This is a genomic window from Kushneria pakistanensis, from assembly GCF_014652795.1.
GTDB classification, from domain to species: domain Bacteria; phylum Pseudomonadota; class Gammaproteobacteria; order Pseudomonadales; family Halomonadaceae; genus Kushneria; species Kushneria pakistanensis.
The window spans coordinates 505,280-527,436 of record NZ_BMZM01000002.1 but is presented as its reverse complement, the minus strand read 5'-3'; the positions used below and the strand labels follow the sequence as shown (position 1 = coordinate 527,436).

At 60.5% G+C, this 22,157-nt stretch carries 19 protein-coding genes; 10 read left to right on the top strand and 9 right to left on the bottom strand.

Annotation, left to right across the window (positions count from 1 at the left end):
- Positions 1–38: 38 nt before the first annotated feature.
- From IE123_RS07815 to dksA, 3 genes are all read right to left on the bottom strand, one after another.
- Complete coding sequence (locus IE123_RS07815; RefSeq protein WP_189516826.1) at positions 39–1,238, bottom strand: hypothetical protein; 1,200 nt, start codon at positions 1,236–1,238, stop codon at positions 39–41.
- Entirely contained in the window at positions 1,207–1,605 is a 399-nt protein-coding gene (locus IE123_RS07810) for a hypothetical protein (protein WP_189516824.1), read from the bottom strand. Before IE123_RS07810 ends, IE123_RS07815 begins: the two co-directional genes overlap by 32 nt.
- Before the next feature lie 577 nt (positions 1,606–2,182).
- Complete coding sequence (dksA, locus tag IE123_RS07805) at positions 2,183–2,608, bottom strand: RNA polymerase-binding protein DksA (protein ID WP_189516822.1); 426 nt, start codon at positions 2,606–2,608, stop codon at positions 2,183–2,185.
- A gap of 149 nt (positions 2,609–2,757) precedes the next feature.
- Between dksA and IE123_RS07800 the strand changes: the two genes are divergently transcribed.
- A complete protein-coding gene (locus IE123_RS07800; RefSeq protein ID WP_229819660.1) occupies positions 2,758–3,432 on the top strand; it encodes a DUF938 domain-containing protein in 675 nt (224 codons plus the stop codon).
- Here the strand turns inward: IE123_RS07800 and IE123_RS07795 are convergent.
- The 4 genes from IE123_RS07795 to IE123_RS07780 form a co-directional block, all read right to left on the bottom strand.
- Positions 3,426–4,565 carry an App1 family protein phosphatidate phosphatase gene (locus IE123_RS07795; protein WP_189516821.1) on the bottom strand — a complete coding sequence of 380 codons (1,140 nt, stop codon included), beginning with the start codon at positions 4,563–4,565 and terminating at the stop codon, positions 3,426–3,428. The genes IE123_RS07800 and IE123_RS07795 overlap by 7 nt on opposite strands.
- 173 nt (positions 4,566–4,738) lie before the next feature.
- Positions 4,739–6,043, bottom strand: coding sequence for a shikimate transporter (gene shiA, locus IE123_RS07790; protein ID WP_189516820.1), 1,305 nt, complete (start codon positions 6,041–6,043; stop codon positions 4,739–4,741).
- Positions 6,044–6,211: 168 nt separating this feature from the next.
- Positions 6,212–7,603: a DEAD/DEAH box helicase gene (locus tag IE123_RS07785; protein WP_189516819.1), complete on the bottom strand. Its 1,392-nt coding sequence runs from the start codon at positions 7,601–7,603 to the stop codon at positions 6,212–6,214.
- A gap of 183 nt (positions 7,604–7,786) precedes the next feature.
- The gene (locus tag IE123_RS07780; RefSeq protein WP_189516818.1) at positions 7,787–9,259 is read right to left on the bottom strand and encodes a Na+/H+ antiporter NhaC family protein; all 1,473 of its coding nucleotides are present in this window, start codon (positions 9,257–9,259) and stop codon (positions 7,787–7,789) included.
- 221 nt (positions 9,260–9,480) lie between these two features.
- Between IE123_RS07780 and IE123_RS07775 the strand changes: the two genes are divergently transcribed.
- Together IE123_RS07775 and IE123_RS07770 are read left to right on the top strand one after the other, a co-directional pair.
- A complete protein-coding gene (locus tag IE123_RS07775) occupies positions 9,481–10,749 on the top strand; it encodes a DUF445 domain-containing protein (protein WP_189516817.1) in 1,269 nt (422 codons plus the stop codon).
- A gap of 241 nt (positions 10,750–10,990) precedes the next feature.
- Positions 10,991–12,643 carry a catalase gene (locus tag IE123_RS07770; RefSeq protein WP_189516816.1) on the top strand — a complete coding sequence of 551 codons (1,653 nt, stop codon included), beginning with the start codon at positions 10,991–10,993 and terminating at the stop codon, positions 12,641–12,643.
- Between the two features lie 108 nt (positions 12,644–12,751).
- Here the strand turns inward: IE123_RS07770 and IE123_RS07765 are convergent, their stop codons facing one another.
- Complete coding sequence (locus IE123_RS07765; protein WP_189516815.1) at positions 12,752–12,943, bottom strand: SEC-C metal-binding domain-containing protein; 192 nt, start codon at positions 12,941–12,943, stop codon at positions 12,752–12,754.
- Between the two features lie 349 nt (positions 12,944–13,292).
- Between IE123_RS07765 and IE123_RS07760 the strand changes: the two genes are divergently transcribed.
- Positions 13,293–13,784 (top strand): Hsp20 family protein, encoded by a 492-nt coding sequence (locus IE123_RS07760; protein ID WP_189516814.1) that lies wholly within the window; start codon positions 13,293–13,295, stop codon positions 13,782–13,784.
- 89 nt (positions 13,785–13,873) lie between these two features.
- Here IE123_RS07760 and IE123_RS07755 read toward each other — a convergent pair whose 3' ends face one another.
- Positions 13,874–14,542: a GntR family transcriptional regulator gene (locus IE123_RS07755; RefSeq protein WP_189516813.1), complete on the bottom strand. Its 669-nt coding sequence runs from the start codon at positions 14,540–14,542 to the stop codon at positions 13,874–13,876.
- 270 nt (positions 14,543–14,812) lie between these two features.
- Between IE123_RS07755 and IE123_RS07750 the strand changes: the two genes are divergently transcribed.
- The 6 genes from IE123_RS07750 to IE123_RS07725 all read left to right on the top strand — a co-directional run bounded on the left by IE123_RS07750 (position 14,813) and on the right by IE123_RS07725 (position 21,918).
- The gene (locus IE123_RS07750) at positions 14,813–16,051 is read left to right on the top strand and encodes an NRAMP family divalent metal transporter (protein WP_189516812.1); all 1,239 of its coding nucleotides are present in this window, start codon (positions 14,813–14,815) and stop codon (positions 16,049–16,051) included.
- A 14-nt stretch (positions 16,052–16,065) separates the two neighbouring features.
- Complete coding sequence (locus IE123_RS07745) at positions 16,066–16,836, top strand: LamB/YcsF family protein (protein ID WP_189516811.1); 771 nt, start codon at positions 16,066–16,068, stop codon at positions 16,834–16,836.
- A gap of 28 nt (positions 16,837–16,864) precedes the next feature.
- The gene (locus IE123_RS07740) at positions 16,865–18,463 is read left to right on the top strand and encodes a 5-oxoprolinase subunit B/C family protein (RefSeq protein ID WP_189516810.1); all 1,599 of its coding nucleotides are present in this window, start codon (positions 16,865–16,867) and stop codon (positions 18,461–18,463) included.
- Complete coding sequence (locus IE123_RS07735; protein WP_229819659.1) at positions 18,460–20,217, top strand: acetyl/propionyl/methylcrotonyl-CoA carboxylase subunit alpha; 1,758 nt, start codon at positions 18,460–18,462, stop codon at positions 20,215–20,217. Before IE123_RS07740 ends, IE123_RS07735 begins: the two co-directional genes overlap by 4 nt.
- A gap of 420 nt (positions 20,218–20,637) precedes the next feature.
- Entirely contained in the window at positions 20,638–21,039 is a 402-nt protein-coding gene (locus tag IE123_RS07730) for a DUF2382 domain-containing protein (RefSeq protein WP_189516809.1), read from the top strand.
- A gap of 48 nt (positions 21,040–21,087) precedes the next feature.
- Positions 21,088–21,918 carry a YsnF/AvaK domain-containing protein gene (locus IE123_RS07725; RefSeq protein ID WP_189516808.1) on the top strand — a complete coding sequence of 277 codons (831 nt, stop codon included), beginning with the start codon at positions 21,088–21,090 and terminating at the stop codon, positions 21,916–21,918.
- Positions 21,919–22,157: the final 239 nt, after the last annotated feature.

Here is a 22,157-nt window from a genome sequence, read left to right as displayed (position 1 = left end):
CTTATGGCAGATATATGCGGCCGAACACGTGGCGCTTTTTAAAAACGCCATGAAGCCTGAAGAAGAAACATTCCCCAATACTGGTCTGATACATCCTGATCTCTGGGCAGCCAGCCAGTACCATTCACATGATGGTATTCCGTTGAAAGCAATAGGTCAGGGGTAGCATTCCACTGCAGACCCAGTGTCCAGTCTCTGGCAAACTGAGAATGGTCAGCACCTCTTCCGTCAGCCTCAAACTTCTTCCCTTTCGGATCATCCCGGTTATTGACAAGTGAGTCATACCTCAAGAGCCACTGCCAGTCTTCCAGAAAACGTTGCGTGTACTGAAGATACCAGCTTTCTCCCACGACACTCTGATCGAAACTCCCGCCAGTAAAGGATTGGTGCCTGAGCGCATACTCACCTGTCAGGCTCCAGTATCCGTGATTATATTGAAGAGACATTATGATTGGTTTGAAGGAATATCGATCAGGTGCACCGTGTGGGCCATCAATATCTATGTTGGCATCAGCGATAGTTAGAGCAGCGATAATATTGCCCGGGCCATGCTCATAAACAACTTGTCCAATCGAAGACAATGCACCGTCGATGGAGGCCGGCACATTTGAATTCCAAATAGTATGTTTTACGTTGCTATCAGTGTTGGCCTTGCCCACCCCAGCCTGAAAATAAAGTATGCCAAAAGGCAGGTGCTCTTCTTCATAAACAGAGACACCTTCTGACGACAGAGCCGGTGCCCGGGTTCGATCGAAATATATCGACTGTGGCAAAAGTATGCTGGGCCTTGTAAAAGCAACATCACGCGTCTGGTTATAGATACCAAAAGGCTGTTTCAGCTTTCCGATCTGCACACCTGCGACACGGTTGTTACCCGTAATGAACTGGTAATCCAGCAGACCATAATCGAGACGCGGCTCATAGCTGCTGTTGTCATCACCCGCCCGACGGCTTAATACCTGTGCCGAGACCAGCAGATTATTGCTTGGACGCATGGATACATTGGCGCCAACTTCCGTGTATTGAAGACTGCCGGCGTCCTTGCTGCTGGGGCCGAAGAAATCATTGTGTCGGCTGATGATCAGCGCCTGGCTTAGAAACCCATGGGCCTGCACGGTATCGAACACGTCGGCGCGAGCAGCAGATATGCTGCTGGCCATCGTGGCCATCACCAGTGCTGTGACATACAGATAACGGCAGCGCTGATTACTCCACTGCAAAAACGCTGACGCTATCATCCACGGCTCCTTTTTCCAGATAGCCCAGCCCGCCGGGTGTATTGGCCACACGTTGTCGCATCTCTTCTATCGACTTGACTTGATTGGGTGCCTGTCCTGTGCCGGAAAATACCAGCCGATCCCAGGAAAGACGCAGTTGATGGGGATAAACGCCAAGAATCTCCTTGGTAAAGCGCTCATGCAGCGGGTGCTTGTCCGGCAGGACAAAGACATGCGCCGCCTCGCCGTCGGGGAGTGTGCGCTGGCGCATGGCAAAAATGGCGCGCACGGTTTCCCGGGTCATGTTGCCGGGTTGCGTCGAAGGATTGGCGATGAGCACCACCGATTCATGGGCATACGTCGCCTGACTGCACCAAAGCAGCAACATGACTACTGATACAAGTATTATCATGCCTTTCGGCATTCTTCAGGCTCCCTGCTTCTGCCAGAAAAAAGCCACTTCCAGCTACCTCTGGCAGCATGAGTCGGCGCGTCTCGTCAGTGGTGGTCTGATATGAGACGCCCATCATGCCTTTAAGCCAGAAGTATCAAACGCTCAAGAAGCAGCCATTCATCCGTGCATATCGTCATCAACCAAGCCTGTTGGCCCTTCAGCCTGTCGCCTGAAACAGGCTGAAGCCCCAAACGGTCATCCCGCGTTGATGTCTTTTCATTGTTCTTTACAGGATGATAACGCTTACATTAGCAGGATATATGTGCAGATCGGATGATAATTCCCCTACTTTTCGCCTAACCCCTGAAATCCGAATTACAATTAACTTACTGAGCCTTCCAGTATCAATGTTTCAGATTTTGCCATTGATTAAGCTGACCGATATCTTGTGGGGAATCGGCGAAAAATCAGCACATGGCAGAGAAGCCAAAGCACAAACATAAAAAAATCGCCCCGACAGGAGCGATTTTTAGACAGTGAGAAGGCGCAGCCCGTGACGGCCGACGCCGTGTCAGCGACGGCGGGCGTAGTGGTTTTCCTTCTGTTCCTGGCGCTGCTTGGCCTCGATCGTCAGTGTGGCGGTCGGGCGCAACAGCAGACGCTTGAGTCCGATGGGCTCGCCGGTCTCTTCACAAAAGCCATAATCGCCTTCATCGATGCGATCAAGCGTGGCATTGATCTTGCGCCACAGGCGCGTTTCACGATCGGCCTGACGCAGGGTATAGCGCAGTTCTTCCTCACTGGCCGCGCGGTCGCTGTCATCACCGCTGCTTTCTGCCATGCCGATACTGCCGCGCATTTCTTCAAGGGTCTCTTCGACTTCCTTGCGCTCGTTGAGCAGCAGCTGGCGAAAATATTCCAGCTGCGCCTCGTTCATGTAGTCCTCAGCCGGCATGGCAAGAAGCTCTTGTTCGTTGGCAGGGATATTGACTGTCATGATGCTTCGCCTCACTGAGTCCATTCAAAAAAGCGTTCTAACATAGCAGAAAACCGACGTGACGGGGCAAGTATGCCCTGTCGTTCAAACTCGGGGCAGTCTTCCATCGTGGAATACCCGCCCCATAAAGGCACGCCAACAGGAAAAGCATGAATACCATGGATGACTTGAGCGCAGCCCCCGATGACCGCCAGTACAGTCCGGCGGCGCAGCGCAACCGAGAGCCACTGCTGGAAGTGCTGAAGGCGCATCTCACGCCGGGCGCACGTGTGCTGGAAATTGCCAGCGGCAGCGGTGAGCACCTCGTGCATTTTGCCCGCGCCATGCCGGAAAACGAATTTACCCCCAGCGATGCCCATCCTCAGGCACTGGCCTCGATCGCCGCTTGGCGCGACGCGCTCCTTCAAGAGGCGCCTTATGCCCGGCTACATTCACCGCTCGCACTGGATGTCAGTCAAAAGCCCTGGCCGCTGGAAACTTCAAGCGTCGATGTCATGCTCTGTTTCAACATGATTCATATCTCACCATGGCAGGCCACGCTTGACCTGTTCAATGGGGCCGCGCCCCACCTGACACCGCAGGGATGGCTGCTGCTGTATGGTCCTTTCAGCCGCCATGGCGGACAGATGAGTGACAGTAACAAAGCCTTCCATCAAAGTCTTATGGGGCGCGACAGCCGCTGGGGAATACGAGATCTGGAACAGGAGGTATTGCCGGCAGCAGGTGAGGCTGGGCTGACACTGGCCGAGATCATCGACATGCCGGCCAATAATCTCTGTGTTCGGCTATCACGTACCGGCGGCCAGCACGTCGGGCGCTATTGAGATTCGCGCACCCGCTCAAGCGCATCATCCGAGATATAACCGCGTTCATGGGCATGTTCGGCCATGGTCAGACTGTCAGAGGCCAGCACCAGCGAGCAGTCGTTGTCCTGCTGATCAATCTGGGCAGACAGGGCTTCGATGGCCTCCTGTCGGCCGGCATCATTGCTGACATCGCGAATATAGACCGTGCGAATGCGCCCGGGATAATCCCGCACGATAGCAGTGTAGATTTCGGGGTCATGCTGGCCACTGTCGCCGATCAATACGAAGGGCAGGGGATCATAAAGCTCGAGCATGGTCTCGATCAGCTCGCGCTTGTGATCTTCTGCCTTGCGCGGTAGCGGATGCTGCAGCGTCAGTCCCCATTCACGCAGGAACAGGATCGGCCCGACCGGAATGCGATTGAGCCGGAAAAACGCCTCCAGCATTTCATAGATGCTCCAGGGCGCGCGCGAGACATACAGCAGCGGGCGCTGGCAGTGCTGATCACCATCGCCGACATGAAAGCCGCGATACAGTGCCGCCACGCCGGGAAAGGCCATGCGCTGCTCGGCGCGGGCAATAAAGAGGTGATACATCATCTTCAGCTTGTTGGCCACGCCGGTATACATCACCGTATCGTCAATATCGCTGATGACGGCAAAGTCGATATCGGCAGGCGGCACGTAGATATCGGCCACGGCCTCACCACCGGCGCTATCATTGGCACGTGAGCTCTTTCGATCACGACTTGGCGAGAGGATACGCAGATGTGCCTCATGCCAGATGCGATCTCCCGGCAGGGGTGTCTCAAGCTGGAGATGGGCGTTGAAATAGCCGTCCCGGTCGGTAGTCACCGTCACCGTCTGATCGCCCAGCTGGATCTGGATATCAATGTGCTTGACGCCCCAGCGTACGGTACGCCGTACGATACCGGCCAGATCGCTTAACCACGACCCCTCGGCCAGGTTCAGATTAAAGCCGGGCTGACGAAAGACCCGGCCCATCAGAAAGACTTCCCGATGCGTTCCATAGCCCCGGTAGGTATGAATCAGCCTGCCGCCGTGGACTCTTTCTGACTTGGCCGGACGCGCTACAACGTGAAGCAGTTTCTTGAGCCCCTTGATCAGGGCTTCGACGGAGCGACGTGGCATTAAGCGTAACCCGGTAAAAGTCATCGGTTCCCGAAATGGCCCAATGAAAAAGGCCATTTGTTGCATGATGCTTAAGAGTAGTCGCACCGTCCTCCGCTGTCGCCCGCCAGCACCCTGCTACCCGCCATGAAAGGATACCTCTGAAAGCACGCTGGCCATGGATGATGATGCCCTCAGTCAGCGCGGTGGCGCTGGATACTCATGACTCCAAGCGCCGACAGGGCGCAGCCCACGGCTAGGTAAAGGGCCACCGGCAGCCAGCTGCCACCGGCCATGCTCACCAGCGCCGCGGCAATGAACGGCGTAAATCCTCCACCCACCACACTGGCCACCTGATAGCCCACCCCGGCACCGCTGTAGCGATAGGCCGTGCCGAAAAGCTCGGCAAACATGGGCTGCTGCACGCTCACCACCATGTCATGGGCCATGTTGGCCAGCATCACGGCAAAGAACACGATCCAGACGATCGAACGTGCTTCCAGCGCCATGAAAAAGGGAAAGGCACAGAGCACGCCAATGAGTGCCCCCATCATGTAAACGCGTCGCCGGCCAAAGCGGTCGGCCAGCATCGCAAATAGTGGAATGGTCACGCAGCTGATGGCACCTACCAGCAGCCCGATATTGAGAAAGAGCTCGCGGGAAAGCCCCAGATGGCTGGTCGAATAGCTCAGCGCGAAGGTGGTCACGATATACATCGTGAAAAGCTCGGCCAGACGCAGGGCAATGATCTGTAAAAACGCCTTCGGGTGACGGCTCAATGCCTCAAGCACCGGCAGCCGGGCGGGCGCCTGCGCCTTTTGTTCGACGGCCTCCCTGAACTCGGGCGATTCCTCAAGTCCTGCGCGTACCCAGAAGGCGATGGCCACCAGCACGATGGAGAACACGAACGGCAACCGCCAGCCCCAGCTCTGAAAGGCGGCATCATCCAGATAGTGACTTAAAAACGAGACGCTGCCGGTGGCCAGAATCAGCCCCACCCCATAGCCCACCTGCACGCCGCTGCTGTAAAACGCTCGCCGATGACGTGGTGCGCTCTCGACCGCCATCAACGCAGCACCACCCCACTCGCCACCCACGGCAAAGCCCTGCAGGGCACGCAGCACCACCAGCAGTATCGGCGCCCAGACGCCAATGGCGGCGTAGGTCGGCAGCAGCCCGATCAGGGACGTTGCCACCCCCATCAGCATTACGGTCAGCACCAGCATGCGCTTGCGGCCCAGCCGGTCGCCGAAGTGTCCGAACACGATGCCGCCCAGCGGTCGAAACAGAAAGCCCACCCCGAAGGTGGCCAGCGCCGCCAGCGTACCGGCCGCCGGGCTCACATTGGGAAAGAACTGGGTATTGAAGACCAGCGCCGCCACGATGCCGTAGAGCAGAAAGTCATACCAGTCGACCACCGCCCCGACAAAACTGCCCAACGCCGCGCGGCGCGCCTGCTGCTCATGGGTCAGTACACCCGGACTGCTTTCTGCACGCATGCTCACACGCCTCTTGTTTGATATGGACAACTTGCCAGGGGCAGGTTTACAGGAAATAGGGTCAGCGACCATGCCACCGCCCGTGCCGGCCGTCCACTGTCAGGCGTGCATAAAAAAACCGCCTGCCGAAGCAGACGGTTGATATCACCACACAGGGACAACGCGCGGTCAGCGGTTACCGCTACCGCTATTGCCTGACGAGCGCGGGCTGCTGCGACGCCGACGACGCGCCGGGCGCGCCTGCTCATCACCGCTGGTGCTGCCACCGCCACTGCGGGTGCGATTGCCTGCGCCGCCGCGGCCGGCACCGCCGCCATTGCGAGCGCCGCCACCGTTGTTATTGCGCGCCTGACCGCTGCCCTGACGACGCTGACCGCCACCCGGGCGCTGCTCACGCTCATCGGGGGTTTCCGGCACGGCGCGCGTGAAATCAAAGCCTTCAGCGGTAGCCACCGGAATGGCACGACCGATCAGCTTCTCGATCTGTTTGAGCTGACCGCGCTCATCGGGCATGACCAGTGACACGGCCTGCCCGCTGGCGCCGGCACGGCCGGTACGACCGATGCGGTGGACATAGTCGGCCGGTGTCTTGGGCAGTTCGAAGTTGACCACGTTGGGCAGCTCGGAGATATCGATCCCGCGCGCGGCCACGTCGGTGGCCACCATCACCTGCACTTCACCGCTCTTGAAGCCGGACAGCGCCGCGGTACGGGCATTCTGGCTCTTGTTGCCGTGAATGGCCGCTGCCGTGATGCCGGCCTTTTGCAGATGCTGGGTGACCCGGTTGGCCATGTGCTTGGTGGCCGTAAAGACCAGCGCCTGTGACCACTGATGATGGGTAATCAGATGGGTCAGAAGCGCCATGCGCTGGGGCTTTTCGACCATGTAGATCGACTGATCCACACTTTCGGCCGCGGTATTGCGCGGCGCCACCTCGATGCTGACCGGGTTGTCCAGCAGCGTATTGGCCAGCTCGCGGATCTCTTTTGAAAAGGTCGCGGAGAACAGCAGGTTCTGACGCTGTTTCGGCACCAGACGCAGGATCTTTTTGATGTCGTGGATAAAGCCCATGTCCAGCATGCGGTCGGCTTCATCAAGCACCAGGGTTTCGACCTGATCCAGACGTACGGCCTTTTGATTGACCAGATCCAGCAGGCGACCCGGGCAGGCGACCAGGATATCCACGCCATCGCGCAGTCGCGCGATCTGCGGGTTGACCTTGACGCCACCGTAAACCACATCGCTTTTCAGACGTGGCTTGAGGTGCACGCCATATTTTTCGACCGACTCCCCGATCTGAGCGGCAAGCTCGCGGGTCGGGGTCAGAATCAGGGCACGCACCGGACGCTTGTGACCCTGAGGCTCGCGTGAGAGTCGCTCCAGAATCGGCAGGGTGAAGCCTGCGGTCTTGCCGGTACCGGTCTGGGCCGCTGCCAGCACGTCGCGACCTTCAAGACAGGCCGGAATGGCCTTGGATTGAATGGGGGAAGGTGTCTGGTAACCAGCATCTTCAAGAGCACGCAAAAGCTCGGGCGACAGCCCAAGTTGGGAAAATGACATCGACAGGTTGTCTCATGGCGCTATCGGATGCTGGCGTCTTCTTCGCGAGAGCGACAGCGCCGTGACAGCGCAGGGGGAATTTCGAATGACGGAGGCAGGCCAACGGCCTGCCCGTGCGAAGAGGAGTGCCAACATAGGGGAATTACGCACTGATTGCCAGCGTTATCGTGATTCCCCATGTCGTCAACGTGTCGGACTGGCCTGCGCCAGCTCCTCGGGCGTCTCGAAACGCAGTCCCCAGCCGGTGGCGGCAGCAAACAACATGATCAAAAGCAGAAACCAGCCGTGGAAGACAAACGGGAACACCTCGGTGGGGGCCACGATCGGCAGCCAGTCATACTGGTGCTGCATCGCCGTAATCGTGGCCCACCCCAGCAGCACCGGCGCCCCCCAGGGAAAGATATAGCCCAGTGCCGAGGTCACGGCGTCAAGCATGTTGGCGCGGCGATAACGATGAATACGGTACTTCTCGCCCAGCTCGCGCACGAAGGGGGCAGCGGCAATCTCGGCGGCGGTATTGATGGTGATCGCCGAGTTCAAAAGCGCCACGATGCCCCAGATGGCAAGCTCGGCACGACGCACGGAATCGCCGATCCAGCGCGTCAGGCCTTTCGTGATGGCGCTCATGGTGCCGCCAAGCTTGAGCAGATGTGCCGTGGCCACAATCAGTAGAATCAAAATCGCCATGTTGACGTAGCCACTGACACCATCCACCAGCGCCCCCGTGACCACCGCATCACTATCGGAATCAAAGGCCATGATGTCGCCTGGTGCAGCCAGTCCTGCCACCACGATCAACACCGAGGCCGAAACGATTCCCCAGGTCAGTGAGGTGATCAGATGATGACCGCGCAGGGCCAGCACCAGCACCAGCGCAAAGGGAATCAGCATCAAAAGCCCGATCGGGTCGGTCCGGGCCATCATCGCCTCAAGCGCGGCGCTGCCGCCCTCAAGGTCGCTGCTGGCATTGCCCAGCAACACAAAGAGCACCAGTGACGGGACGGCCGCCATGATCGAATACTTGAAGCGGCTTTTCACTACGCCTGGGACATCGGCATTCTGAGTGGTCGCCGAGACGATGGTGGTGTCCGAGACCGGGGCAAGGTTATCGCCAAAGATGGCCCCGGCCAGAATGGCGCCAAACAGCACCACCGGATCACAGCCCAGCGCCACACCGGCCGGGTACATCAGCGTACTAAACGCCACCGTCGTGCCGTAGCCGGTGCCCACAGCGGTAGAAAACACTGCCGCCAGTACAAAGGTCAGCCCCACAAAGGCGCCGCCGGAGGCACCCGATATGCCACCCAGCCAGACCAGGCCCTCTACCAGCCCCCCGGTCTGCAGTACCTGCGCGAGCATGCCGGCGTAAAACCAGGCCACCACGGCCACAACACCGATGGGCTGGGCCATGCCGCTGAAAAGGCCGCTGGCATACGCCTCCCAGCGGCTTTTGCAAAACAAGAGCCCCAGCGTCAGGCCAAACAGGGCGCCCATGACCAGGCCAATCTCGGAGGAAAGCCCCAGCACACTGGTGATAACGGCCCAGCCGACAAAAAATATCAGCGGTATGGCAGCGCCCAGTGCGCCAAGTCGAAAGTTCAGGCTCGGCGCTTCCGGGCAGGTTGTCGTTGTGCGGTTATCCGATGTATCGGTCATGCCGTCTCTTCCATCGTCATCTGAAAACGTGTGGGGGCAGGATACCTGTCACGGGATCGGAAAGAGTCCTCTCCCCGGCAGGCGTTGATGCATTGTTGCACCGAGTTTGACCGGCTCGGGCAGGCACAACAACCGCTGCGCGCCAATGGGCGGCCAACGTATAAGGGTGTCCTGCACTGAGCTAAGCTTTCGACAGGCCATTTTGTACAGGGAGAGTCTGATTGACCCAGCCATATCACGACCGACGCCGCATCGCCACGCTGTGTCTCGTTGGCGCACTGCTGCTTTATATTGTCAGCACCTGGTATCAGGCGCGTTTCCCGGCGCTTGAATATGTCTCGGCCTTCGCCGAGGCGGCGATGATCGGGGGTATTGCCGACTGGTTCGCCGTCACGGCGCTCTTTCGCCATCCGCTGGGGCTGAAAATTCCTCATACGGCGATCATCCCGCGCAATCGCGCGCGGCTTGGGCGCAGCCTGTCAGGCTTTATCCGTGAGAACTTTCTTTCTGAAGCCTACGTGCGTGACAGCGTCCGGCGCTTTGATGTGGCCGGTGCCCTGGTGAGCTGGCTGTCGCGCCCCGAGCGGCGCGCCATGGTCGCCGAGCGCCTGACCCAGGCCATGAGCACCTCGCTGGCAGCGGTGCGCCAGAGTGCCGCGCGGGACTTTCTCACCCGTACCCTGCGCCATCATCTGGGCCGCATCAACACGTCCCGCTTGATGGGCAGTGCGCTGAACGTGCTGGCCGCCGAGGGGCGCCATCAGGTCCTGCTGGATGATTCGCTGGCGCGACTCTCGCGCTGGCTGGAGGTCGAAGACAACCAGGAGCGGGTCAAGACCTTCATCACCGGCACCGTCTTCAAGCTTTTTAATCCGCGGGTAATGGGCCGTGAGATCAGCATGCATCGACTGGCGGGCTGGATGATCAACGAGCGCGTGGTCGAGCAGAGCGCGCGCTTGATCAGCGAGGTGAGCGAGGACCCCGACCACCCACTGCGCCATCATCTGGATCGACAGTTTGCTGCCTTCATCAAGCGTGTTCGCCAGGACCCGGCCTTCGCCCGGCGCCTTGACCGGCTGCGCGATGACATTCTCGATAATGATCGGCTCAGCGACTATGTCACCGGCGTCTGGGAGGAACTGATGGACTGGCTGGCCCAGGATCTGGAAGCCAGCGATTCACAGTCACGGGCCTGGCTTGAACATTTCATCGAGTATTACGCGCGCACCCTCGAACAGGATGCTCCGGCGCGCGCGTGGCTCAACGAACAGGCCGTGACGCTGCTGCCTGCCCTGGTCGAGCGCAATGGACCGCGCATCGATGCCTACATTCAGCGCTATCTGGACAGTCTCGACAGTGACGAGATCGTCGCCCAGATCGAGAAGAACGTGGGCAACGACCTGCAGTTCATTCGCATCAACGGCACGCTGGTGGGGGGGCTGATCGGACTGGTCATCCATGTGCTGACCCAGCTTGTGATGGCGCTTTAAGGCGTCAAACCTTCGAAATGAGGCAGCGGCGAAGAGTCGATGCCATTCATGTTTCACGTGAAACATCGTCTGCCCGGACGACAGGCCCGTTCCCCTGAGCGGCAAAGGGCCTGTCATAGTCTTGATCTTTACTGCCCGATAGAACTAATACATGAGGGTACCGTGGTACCTTTCGCATTCCGGGCCGCTCGTGACCGGTGCCGGATACGACCCGGACAGGATGTCAAAAGAGGAGAAAGGCATGTCAGATAGAGATAACGAACTGACCAACCGGCAGGGTCACCCTGTCACCAACAACCAGTCCCAGCGTACGGTCGGCAGCCGCGGCCCGGCGACGCTTGAAAACTATCAGTTCCTTGAGAAGATCAGCCATTTTGACCGTGAGCGTATCCCCGAGCGTGTAGTACACGCCCGCGGCTTCCTCGCCTACGGTGAATTTGAAGCCACCGGCATGATCGGTGATGAGCCCGCGTCGAAGTACACCCGCGCGAAGCTCTTTCAGGAAGCCGGCAAGAAAACCGATCTGGCCCTGCGCTTTTCGACCGTTATCGGTGGCCGTGACTCCTCGGAAGCCGCTCGCGATCCGCGTGGTTTCGCGGTGAAGTTCTACACCGAAGATGGCAACTGGGACCTGGTCGGCAACAACCTGGCCGTGTTCTTTATTCGTGATGCGATCAAGTTCCCCGACGTGATCCACTCGCTCAAGCCGGACCCGGTCACCTTCCGTCAGGAACCCAACCGCATCTTCGACTTCATGAGCCAGACGCCTGAAGCGATGCACATGCTGACGCACCTGTTCAGCCCGCGCGGTATTCCGGCCTCCTATCGCCACCAGGAAGGCTTTGGCGTCAACACCTACAAGATGGTCAATGCCCAGGGCGAGACCTGCCTGGTCAAGTACCACTTCCACCCGCACTGCGGCGTGGCCAGCCTGACTGCGGCGGAAGCCGCCAAGGTACAGGGTCAGGATCTGGGCTCGGCCTCGAAGGATATGTATGACGCCATCGAGCGCGGCGACTATCCGAAGTGGGACGTCTTCGTACAGATCATGGAAGACCACGATCATCCCGAGCTTGACTGGGATCCGCTGGATGACACCAAGATCTGGCCGGAAAACGATTTCCCGCTGCGCAAGATCGGTGTGATGACGCTCAATCGCAACGTGCAGAACTTCTTTGCCGAAAACGATCAGATCGCCATGGGTACCGGCGTGCTGGTTGACGGTCTGGACTTCTCCGACGACAAGATGCTGGTCGGTCGTACGTTCTCCTATTCCGATACCCAGCGCTATCGTATCGGGCCCAACTACCTGCAGCTGCCGGTCAACCAGCCGAAGAACGCACGCGTTGCCACCAACCAGCGTGACGGTCAGATGGCCTATGAGCAGGGCGTGGCCCAGGGGCAGAACCCGCACATCAACTTCGAGCCGTCGATCCACAACGGCCTGCAGGAATCCAGCCGCGAAGAGCCCAACAACCCGCCTGAAATCCGCGGCGCGTTGACCCGCAGCGTGCTGGAGCGTCGCAACGACTACGTGCAGGCGCGCGGTCGTTACAACACCATGCAGGACTGGGAGCGTGAAGACCTGACCTTCAACATGGGCGACATGCTCAGTCAGTGCGAACGCGACGTGCAGGAACGCATGCTGTGGCACTTCTGGATGGTCCATGACGACTACGGCAACCGTGTTGCCGAGAAGCTCGGCATGAGCGTGAATGATGTCAAGCATCTGCAGCCGCTGGCCAAACAGGTCCTCACCGACGAAGACAAGAAGCGTCTTGAGAATCTGGGCAACAACGGCGACACCATCGATTCCGAAGTCTGGGGTCAGTGGACCAGCTCGGTCACCAACCGTCAGGTCACTGCTGAAGAAGTCCTCAGCGGCAAGCTCTGATCGGTTGAATCATTCGGGGCGATCCCTGACTGATTCCTGGCCATAAAAGAAACCGGCGCCTCTGGGCGCCGGTTTTTTTGTAGATCCCTGTCGCATCTGCCGACGGATTCAGCCGCCGTGACACTTCTTGTATTTCCTGCCACTGCCGCAGGGGCACGGATCGTTACGCCCGAGATCCTTCAACGCATTGCGAACGGGCTTGCGGGCGCCATGGCTGCAATTCGGCCCATGGACGTGCCCATGCTCATGATGATCGTGATCGTGCTGGCAGTTCGGGCCGTGAACGTGGGGCTGATTCATGTCGTGGTTTCCGGTGGTCGTGATTTCATGATTATCGACGCTGCGCGCCAAAAGAGAAGTCCTCGGCAGGACAATATCAATGCCCGCCCGCACGGCCCCGATATTTTTTGAAATGTCCTCTTGAAAAGCTTCATGCCGGCCCTATTTTCCCGACCAGTGACGTTTGGCAAAAAAGAGACAGGATTTTTTCCAGGAAGGACTTGAAATGCCGCCAGGCGCCACTATTTAACATAATGTCGCGACAACAGGCTCCATCAGAGCTGCTGACGCGAGCGCAGATGCCGCCCATGCGGGTCTGCGAGTCCTCAATCACGGTAGTGACGAACTTTGCTGTCCATCAGGAGGTTTTATGAACACCATGACCCTTTCTCCGCTCTTTCGTCGCAGCATCGGCTTTGATCGATTGAATGATCTGTTCGAACAGGCCATGCACAACGACGCGCCCAGCTATCCGCCCTACAACGTCGAAAAGCACGGCGACAATGACTATCGCATTGCGGTGGCCACGGCAGGATTCTCCGAGCAGGAGCTCGACGTCAACGTTGAAAACCGCGTACTGACCATTACCGGTGGTCGCGACGACAGTGACGGCGACGATTCAAGTGTCACGTATCTGCATCGCGGCATCGCCAAACGCTCGTTTCGGCTCTCCTTCCGCCTTGACGAAAACATCGAGATCCAGGGCGCACGGCTTGAAAACGGGCTGTTGATCGTTGATCTGCTGCGCGTGGTTCCCGAACGACAGCGCGCACGCCAGATCCCGATCAATGCCGGCCAGCGCGCCCTGACCGAGCAGAGAGACGATACGGCACGTGAGATGCCCGAGCACGCCAACGCCTGAGGTGTCGCCTACGCGGCAGTAACACCAGAAAGGCTGCATGAAAAAGGCCCCGCCAGTCATGGCGGGGCCTTTTGGTATCGTGGCTACCCTCAGGGCGCAGCCTGACGGGCCCAGGCCGCCAGTACGGTGCGCTCGGACTGGGCCAGATACTGCTCCAGCAGGGCGACGGCGGCTGTCGTGTCACCGGCCTCAAAGGTTTCCAGCACCTGCTGGTTCATCTCGACATAGGGCCCGTGCAGCCACTCCTTGTCAGACATCAGGCCAAAGGCCAGGCGCAGCTCGGCCGAGATCTGGCGAAAAAAGACGTCCAGCCGTGCACTATCCGCCAGTGCCACAATGGCGCCATGAAAGGCCATGTTGGCTGACCCCACCGCCTGCCAGTTCCTTTGCTCGCGACATGTCCGGGCCTCCTCTACGGCCGCGCGCATTTCCCTTACCGCTGGATGGCTGGGCCAGGCCGCGCTCAGGGCGCGACACTCGATGAAGCGGCGCAGCCGGTAAATATCGACAATCGAGGCCATGTCGGGTGTGGTCACAAACACCCCCCGGTTGGGCGCGTGGGTGACCAGCCCCTCATGTGCCAGCGTGCGAAAGGCCTCGCGCAGCGTATTGCGCGAGACACCCAGCTGCTCACTCAGCGCACTCTCGGACAGTCGCTGCCCCGGCGTCAGCGCGCCATCCACCAGCAGGCGCCGAATCTCGTCGCAAAGCGTCTCATTGAGCGTACTGCCCCTGCCCTCTCCCGCCTGCCTTTTCATTCATGCTTCCCGATCATGCCCTGTGCGTTGTCCATGCATGTTCGCGATTAACGTCGCCTACGGCAAGCGCGCGGCGCGCACCGATCTGGTGCGAGCACGGCGCTTTCTGCCCCGTGATGGGACACAAGTCGAATATCTGTCCTCTGCCTGCGCTTGTATTGTTGAACAATAAGTGACGATCAGCGCTACAACCCTGGCGACTTTCCTCACTTGTGGCATGCAAGTTGCTATCAGACATGACAACAAATCCGATTGTGGAGCTTCCCTGACATGGCACATGCAACCGACCCCGGGTTGGTCAGATCCCGACGCGCCTCGCTGATCGGCGCCGTCTTCCTGATGGCGACCTCGGCCGTGGGCCCCGGCTTCATTACCCAGACGGCCACCTTTACCGCCACGATGGGGGCGGCCTTCGCCTTCGCCATTCTGGCCTCGATCCTGATTGACCTGGTGGTGCAGCTCAATATCTGGCGGGTAGTGACCGTCACCGGCATGCGCGCCCCCGAAATTGCCAACGCCGCCCTGCCCGGCAGCGGCTATCTGCTGGCGATTCTGATCATCACCGGCGGGCTGACCTTCAACGTGGGCAACATTGCCGGCGCCGGTCTGGGGCTTAATGCCCTGATGGGGCTGGATACCACATGGGGCGGGCTGCTCAGCGCCGTCATTGCCGCCGGCATCTTTTTGTCAAAACGCGCCGGTATTGCCATCGACCGCATCATTGTCGTGCTGGGCGTGTTGATGCTGGCCATGACCGTGTTCGTGGCATTTGCCTCCAGCCCGCCCGTGGGCGAGGCGCTGCGCCAGACGGTGATGCCCGATACCATCAACTTTGCCACCATCACCACCATCGTCGGCGGCACGGTCGGTGGCTATATCACCTATGCCGGCGCCCACCGCCTGCTGGACCGCGGCCTGGGCGGCGTCGACAACGTCGAGACGGTCTCAAGGGCCGCCCTGCGCGGCATCCTGGTCACCGGGCTGATGCGCTACATCCTGTTTCTGGCCATTCTGGGCGTGGTCGCCAGCGGCGTGGTCATCGACGTCTCCAGTCAGAGCGCCAACCCCGCCGCCCAGGCCTTCCAGGCCGCCGCCGGCGAGCTGGGTCTGCGCGCCTTTGGTCTGATCCTGTGGGCGGCCGGCATTACCAGCATCATCGGGGCGGCCTATACCTCCATGACCTTTTTAAGCGCGTTTCGCCCCGGCATCAGCGAAGGCGTACGCAACCGGGCCACGCTGGTATTCATCCTCATCTCGCTGGTGGCCTTTGTGTCGATCGGCACACCGCCGGCGGCACTGCTGGTGTTTGTGGGCGGCTTTAACGGACTGATCCTGCCGGTGGGGCTGACGCTGTTTGTCTATGTGGCCTGGCGCAGAGCAGATCTCATGCACGGTCATCGCTATCCGCGCGGGCTGTTGATCGCCGGTGCCGTGGTCTGCGCCCTGACCTGGTATATGGGCGTTAACGCCATCGGTCCGATCTTTGACTTTCTGACACCGACTGCCTGAACAAGGAGCCCTGCATGTCCTCCATCGATTTGAACAGCGATCTGGGTGAAAGCTTTGGCCAGTGGCGCATGGGCGATGACGACACCATGCTCGGCATCGTCACCAGCGCCAACGTCGCCTGCGGCTTTCATGCCGGCGACCCGAGCGGCATTTTGCGCACGCTCAGGGCCGCCGCCGAACACGGCGTCACCGTGGGTGCTCATGTCAGCTACCCGGACCTGGTGGGCTTTGGCCGGCGTAACATGGATATCGCCAGTGATGAGCTCTACGCCGACGTCATCTATCAGATCGGCGCGCTGCAGGGGCTGGCCCGCGTCGCCGGCACCCGGGTGCGCTACGTCAAGCCGCACGGGGCGCTCTACAACACCATCGCCCACGACCGGCGCCAGGCCGAGGCCGTGATCGAGGCGATCCAGGACGTGGATGCCTCGCTGGTGCTGATGACCCTGGCAGGTGCCCCGTTGGTGACATGGGCCCGCGACGCCGGCCTCAACACGGCCGCCGAGGCCTTTGCTGATCGCGCCTACAATGCTGATGGCACGCTGGTATCGCGTCGCGAGGCAGGTGCGGTGCTGCATGACGCCGACCTTGTCGCTGCGCGCATGCAGCGTCTGGTATGTGAGGGCGTGATTGAGTGCATCGACGGTCACGACATTGCCCTTCATGCCGACTCCATCTGCGTTCACGGCGACAGCCCCGGCGCCATGGCACTGGCCGGCGCCGTGCGCCAGAGGCTGACCGCTGCAGGCGTCGCGCTGCGCGCCTTTGCAGGCCCGCATTCATGAACGGCACGGCACGCTTTCAGGAGCCTCTGTGAACATACTTCCCGTCAACCTGAGCGCCCTGCTGATCGAACTCGATGACCTGTCGCAGGCGCTGGGGCTTTTTGATCACCTTCATCGCCACCCGATCGACGGCGTCACCACCATCATCCCGGCGGCGCGCACCCTGCTGATTTACTTCACCCCGGCGCGCATCAGTGCCGCGCAGCTCACCCGAATGCTCATGGCGTGCCCCGTCAGCGATGCCAGTCACCGACAAGGCGAGCTGATCGAGATCCCCGTGTTTTATAACGGTGAGGATCTGGATGAGGTGGCCAGGCTGCTCGACATGGGCACCGATGAGGTCATCCGCCGCCACGGCGAGCATGAGTATCAGGTCGCCTTCTGCGGCTTTGCGCCAGGCTTTGCCTATCTGGCCGGCGGTGCGGGTTTTGACGTGCCCCGGCGCACCACGCCGCGCACCCGCATTCCGGCCGGTGCCGTGGCGCTGGCCGGTACCTTCAGCGGCATCTACCCCACCGAGAGCCCCGGCGGCTGGCAGCTGATCGGTACCACTCCACTTGCGATGTGGGATATCCAGCGCGAGCCGGCGGCGCTGCTGCAGCCCGGCATGCGGGTGCGCTTTACCGTGACCGATGCGCCTCCGACGCGGGTCAGCGTTCCCGCCGGCACCGTCGAGAACCGTGACACTGATGCCATGCCCTGTCTTGAAGTCCGCCAGCCCGGGCTTCAGAGCCTGTTTCAGGATCTTGGTCGCGAGGGTCAGACCGGCCAGGGCGTGTCCGGCGCCGGGGCGATGGACAAGGGTGCCCTGCGCAGTGCCAACCGCATCGTTGGCAATCCCTCCAATGCCACGGCCATCGAGTGCGCCCAGGGCGGGCTGTCGCTGGTCTGCCACCGGCCCGTCATCGTGGCCGTCACCGGCGCCGAGGTTCCGGTCTCGATCACTGCCCTTGATGGCACGCGCCATGACGCCGCGACCTGGCAACCCATCGAGCTGGCAGAAGGCGATACCCTCACCCTGGGCGCCACCACCTCCGGACTTCGCTGCTATCTGGCCCTGCGTGGCGGGTTTGAGGTCACACCAGTGCTGGGCAGCACCTCGACCGATACGCTGGCAAAACTCGGCCCCGAACCGCTCAGGCGCGGCGATGTTGTGTCCACGGCAGGGCTGGCGGTCACGGCAGTGTCGCCTGGCGAGATGCCACCGTTCGAACTGCCCCGCGCCGGTGAGTGCGTCACGCTCGATATCATCATGGGCCCGCGCAGCGACTGGTTCAGCGAGCAGGCGCTGGCGCTGTTGTGTGATCAGCCATGGCAGGTGACGCCGCGCTCCGACCGGGTCGGCATCCGTCTTGATGGTGAGCACTCACTGACACGAGCGCATCACGGCGAGCTGCCCAGCGAAGGCACCGTGACCGGCGCCCTTCAGGTGCCGGCCAGCGGCCAGCCGGTACTGTTTCTGGCCGATCATCCGCTGACCGGCGGTTACCCGGTCATCGCCTGCGTGGCCGAGCATCATCTGGATCTTGCCGGTCAGATCCCGCCCGGCGCCACCGTTCGCTTCAATCCGATTACCCGTTTCGCACCGCTTGCCGGTGACAACGCACCGCCTGAGGTCACGTCATGAATGCTCCCAATGCCCCGCGCCCTCTGAAGAAGGTGCTGATTGCCAATCGCGGTGAGATCGCCGTGCGTATCATCCACGCCTGTCGCGACTACGGTGTGGCCTCGGTCGCGGTCTACGCCGATGGCGATCTCGACGCCCTGCATGTGCGCCTGGCCGACGAAGCTTTTGCACTGGGCGGTGAGCGCCCGGGGGACAGCTATCTATCGATCGACAAACTGTTGGACGTCGCCCGCCGCGCCGGCGCCGATGCCATTCATCCGGGCTATGGCTTTCTCTCCGAACGGGCCGACTTCGCCCGCGCCGTGCAGAACGCAGGCCTGATCTGGATCGGCCCCGAGCCTTCCACCATCGACGTGCTGGGTGACAAGGTCCAGGCGCGCCGGTTGGCGCTCGAGGTAGGTGCGCCGCTGGCCCGCGGCACACAGGACCCGGTGGCAGGCGCCGAAGAGGTGGTGGCCTTTGCCGACGAGGTGGGTCTGCCGATCGCCATCAAGGCCGCCTTCGGCGGCGGCGGGCGTGGCCTCAAGGTCGCCTGGCGCATGGATGAAGTCACCGAGTGCTACCACTCGGCGGTGCGCGAGGCCGAGGCCGCCTTCGGGCGCGGTGAGTGTTTCGTCGAGCAGTATCTCGATTGCCCGCGTCATATCGAGGCCCAGGTACTCGGCGACCGGCACGGCAACGTGGTAGTGGTCGGCACGCGGGACTGCTCGCTGCAGCGCCGCAATCAGAAGCTGGTCGAGGAAGCCCCGGCGCCCTTTTTGAGCGATGAACAGCGCCAAAGGATTCATCAGGCCGCCCACGACATCTGCGCCCGGGCCGGTTATGTCAGCGCCGGCACGGTCGAGTTTCTGCTATCGCGGGACAACACCCTGTCGTTTCTGGAGGTCAACACACGCCTGCAGGTCGAGCATCCGGTCACCGAGGAGACGAGCGGCGTGGACGTGGTGATCGAGCAGCTGCGCATCAGTGAGGGCCATCCGCTCTCCTTTACCGAGACACCGACGCCGCGCGGCCACAGCTTCGAGTTTCGCATCAACGCCGAGGACGCCGCCAAGGGCTTTCTGCCCACACCCGGCCATGTTGACACCTTCAATGCCCCCTCCGGCGCCGGCGTGCGTCTGGACAGCGGGATTGAAAGCGGCGGGCGCGTCTCGGGTCATTTCGATTCCCTGATGGCCAAGCTGATCATCACCGGGGCAACACGCGAGCAGGCCATCGCCCGGGCCCGACGGGCCCTTGAGCACTTCGAGATTGAAGGCGTGGCCTCGGTGTTGCCCTTTCATCGCGCGGTGATGGCCCATGACGATTTCACCGGTGCAGAGAGCTTCAACGTGCATACCCGCTGGATCGAGACCGTGTTCGACACCGACACGCTTGAATGGGCCGAGCGCCAACGTCCGGCCACCGAGCCCGGCATGCTGCACGCCATGATCGATATTGACGGCAAGCGTCACCGCATCGGTCTGCCCACTGCGCTGCTGGCGCAGCTGGCACCCGGCGCGGCAGCCGCAGCGCCCGAACAGGTATCCGATGCACATGACGGCAGCGTTACCGCGCCGATCAGCGGCACGCTGCTGGCCTGGCAGGTCGACGATGGCGAACGGGTCGCCAAGGGTGATGTGATCGCCATCATGGAGGCGATGAAGATGGAAACGCAGATCACTGCCGAGGCCGATGGCCGTCTGACCCACTGCGCCGAGGCCGGCGCCACGCTCGAGGCCGGCCAGGTAATGGCCGAGATCGCAACCGACTGACCGGACCGACGTGCAAATGGTCAGGGTTTGACAGGGGCGCTGCGGCGCCCCTGTTCATGAAATTTCGGTCATGCAGCTCCGGTCATGCGGGCCCGATCATACGGCCATGTTGGTCGGGCCTGCGTCCGCCAGCGCCGCTGGTAATTAATTGCCGCAAGGCAATGCGTTTAAGCTGTCCTGCCACAACCAATCATACATTCTACGAATCTTATACTTAACCTGCATCATGCTTGAAGGCGACGTTAAATAGCCGGAAAAAGCACGTAAATGCTGTGATGTATCCTGTTGATACCAAAGATAACAATAAAGGATTCGCTTCCTGTGTCAGAACTGCCAGGTTGAAGGGTGTCCCCTGCGAAGTCCTGCATCATTCCGGCTTCATAAGCGGCTGACACTACATGAACCCCAAGGGAGCTTCCCATGACGAAAGATTCAGCGCCTTCCGATAAAGAGCAGATTCTGCCTCTGCTTGAGGAAACGCTCGATGTATCTCGTCGTGAGGTCACGACCGGCAGGGTCAGCGTCAGCACCGAGACTCATGAACGCACGGAAATGGTCGAGGAAATGCTTGCGCAGGAACGTGTCGAGGTCGATCGCATCGAGATCAATGAGTATGTCGATGAGATGCCCGAGACGCGCCAGGAAGGTGATACCACCATTATCCCCGTCGTTGAGGAAGTTCTGGTGGTGGAACGGCGGCTGCGCCTGAAGGAAGAGGTGTATGTGCGTCGCGTTCATGGTCAGACGCCCTGGCGCGAAGAGGTGACGCTGCGAGAGCAGCGCGCCGTGGTTACACGTCAGGATGACGATGTCACCGAGTAGGTTACACCGGCCGAAGGTCGATCCAGGTACGATTAAAGGAGAATATTCATGGATGAACAACTCGTTGTTGCCGTATACGACACCGAAGCACGTGCCGATGCTGCCATGCACGATCTGCGTGACGCCGGCATTGCCGACAGCGCCATCAACCGCCATGCCCAGCAGGGCACCGTCACTCATGAAAAGCATGAGGAACATGACAAGCCCAGCTTCTGGCAGCGTCTGTTTGGCAAGCATGATGAAGACACCAGCGATTACGACCGCAATGTAGAACAGGGTGCAACCGTGATTGCCGTTCGTGCCCCGGCCGCTGACCTTGATCGCATCGAAGCGATTCTGGAAAAGCATGATCCGGTCGATATCGACGAACAAAATGCCCAGCGTACAGGTAATACGCCTGGCGCCATGGGTGCGGCTACCGCTACCGGCGCAACACCGGGCGTCGCCACCGGTGCCGTAGATACCGGCGCTGCCCATACCGATCAGGAAGAGCGTCTGGCCCTGTCCGAGGAAGAGCTCAAGATCGGCAAGCGTGACGTCAACCGCGGCACTACTCGCGTACGTCGCCACGTGGTCAACGAGCGGGTCGAGGAAGATGTTCCCCTGCGCGATGAATCGGTCTCCGTCGAGCGTCGTCCGGTCACCGGTGATCGCCATGTCAGCGATGCCGACTTCACTGACAAGACGGTCGAAATGACCGAGACCGATGAAGAAGCCGTGGTCAGCAAGGAAGCGCATGTGCGCGAAGAAGTGGCCATTCGCAAGGACGTCGGTGAGCACACCGAGCATGTCAGCGAAAATGTCCGCCATCACGAAGTCGACATCGATGAAACCGATGGTACGCATCGTGATGACAAGCTGGACCCGAAAAAGCGCTAAGACTGTTTTTGCGTTATTCGCGACGTCTCGGCGTCATCCAAAAACCCGGTGCCCAGCACCGGGTTTTTTTGTGCATGCCGCAGGCGTTGGCAAGCATTCTCGGCGTCCAGCAACGGCCTTTTCCTGACTACCCGCTACCCGCTACCCGCTACCCGCTACCCGCTACAGATATCGTCAGGATATTTACCATGGGTCAATGACAAACAACGGCCCTGGCCCCGTGCCATTTAAAAGGGCCC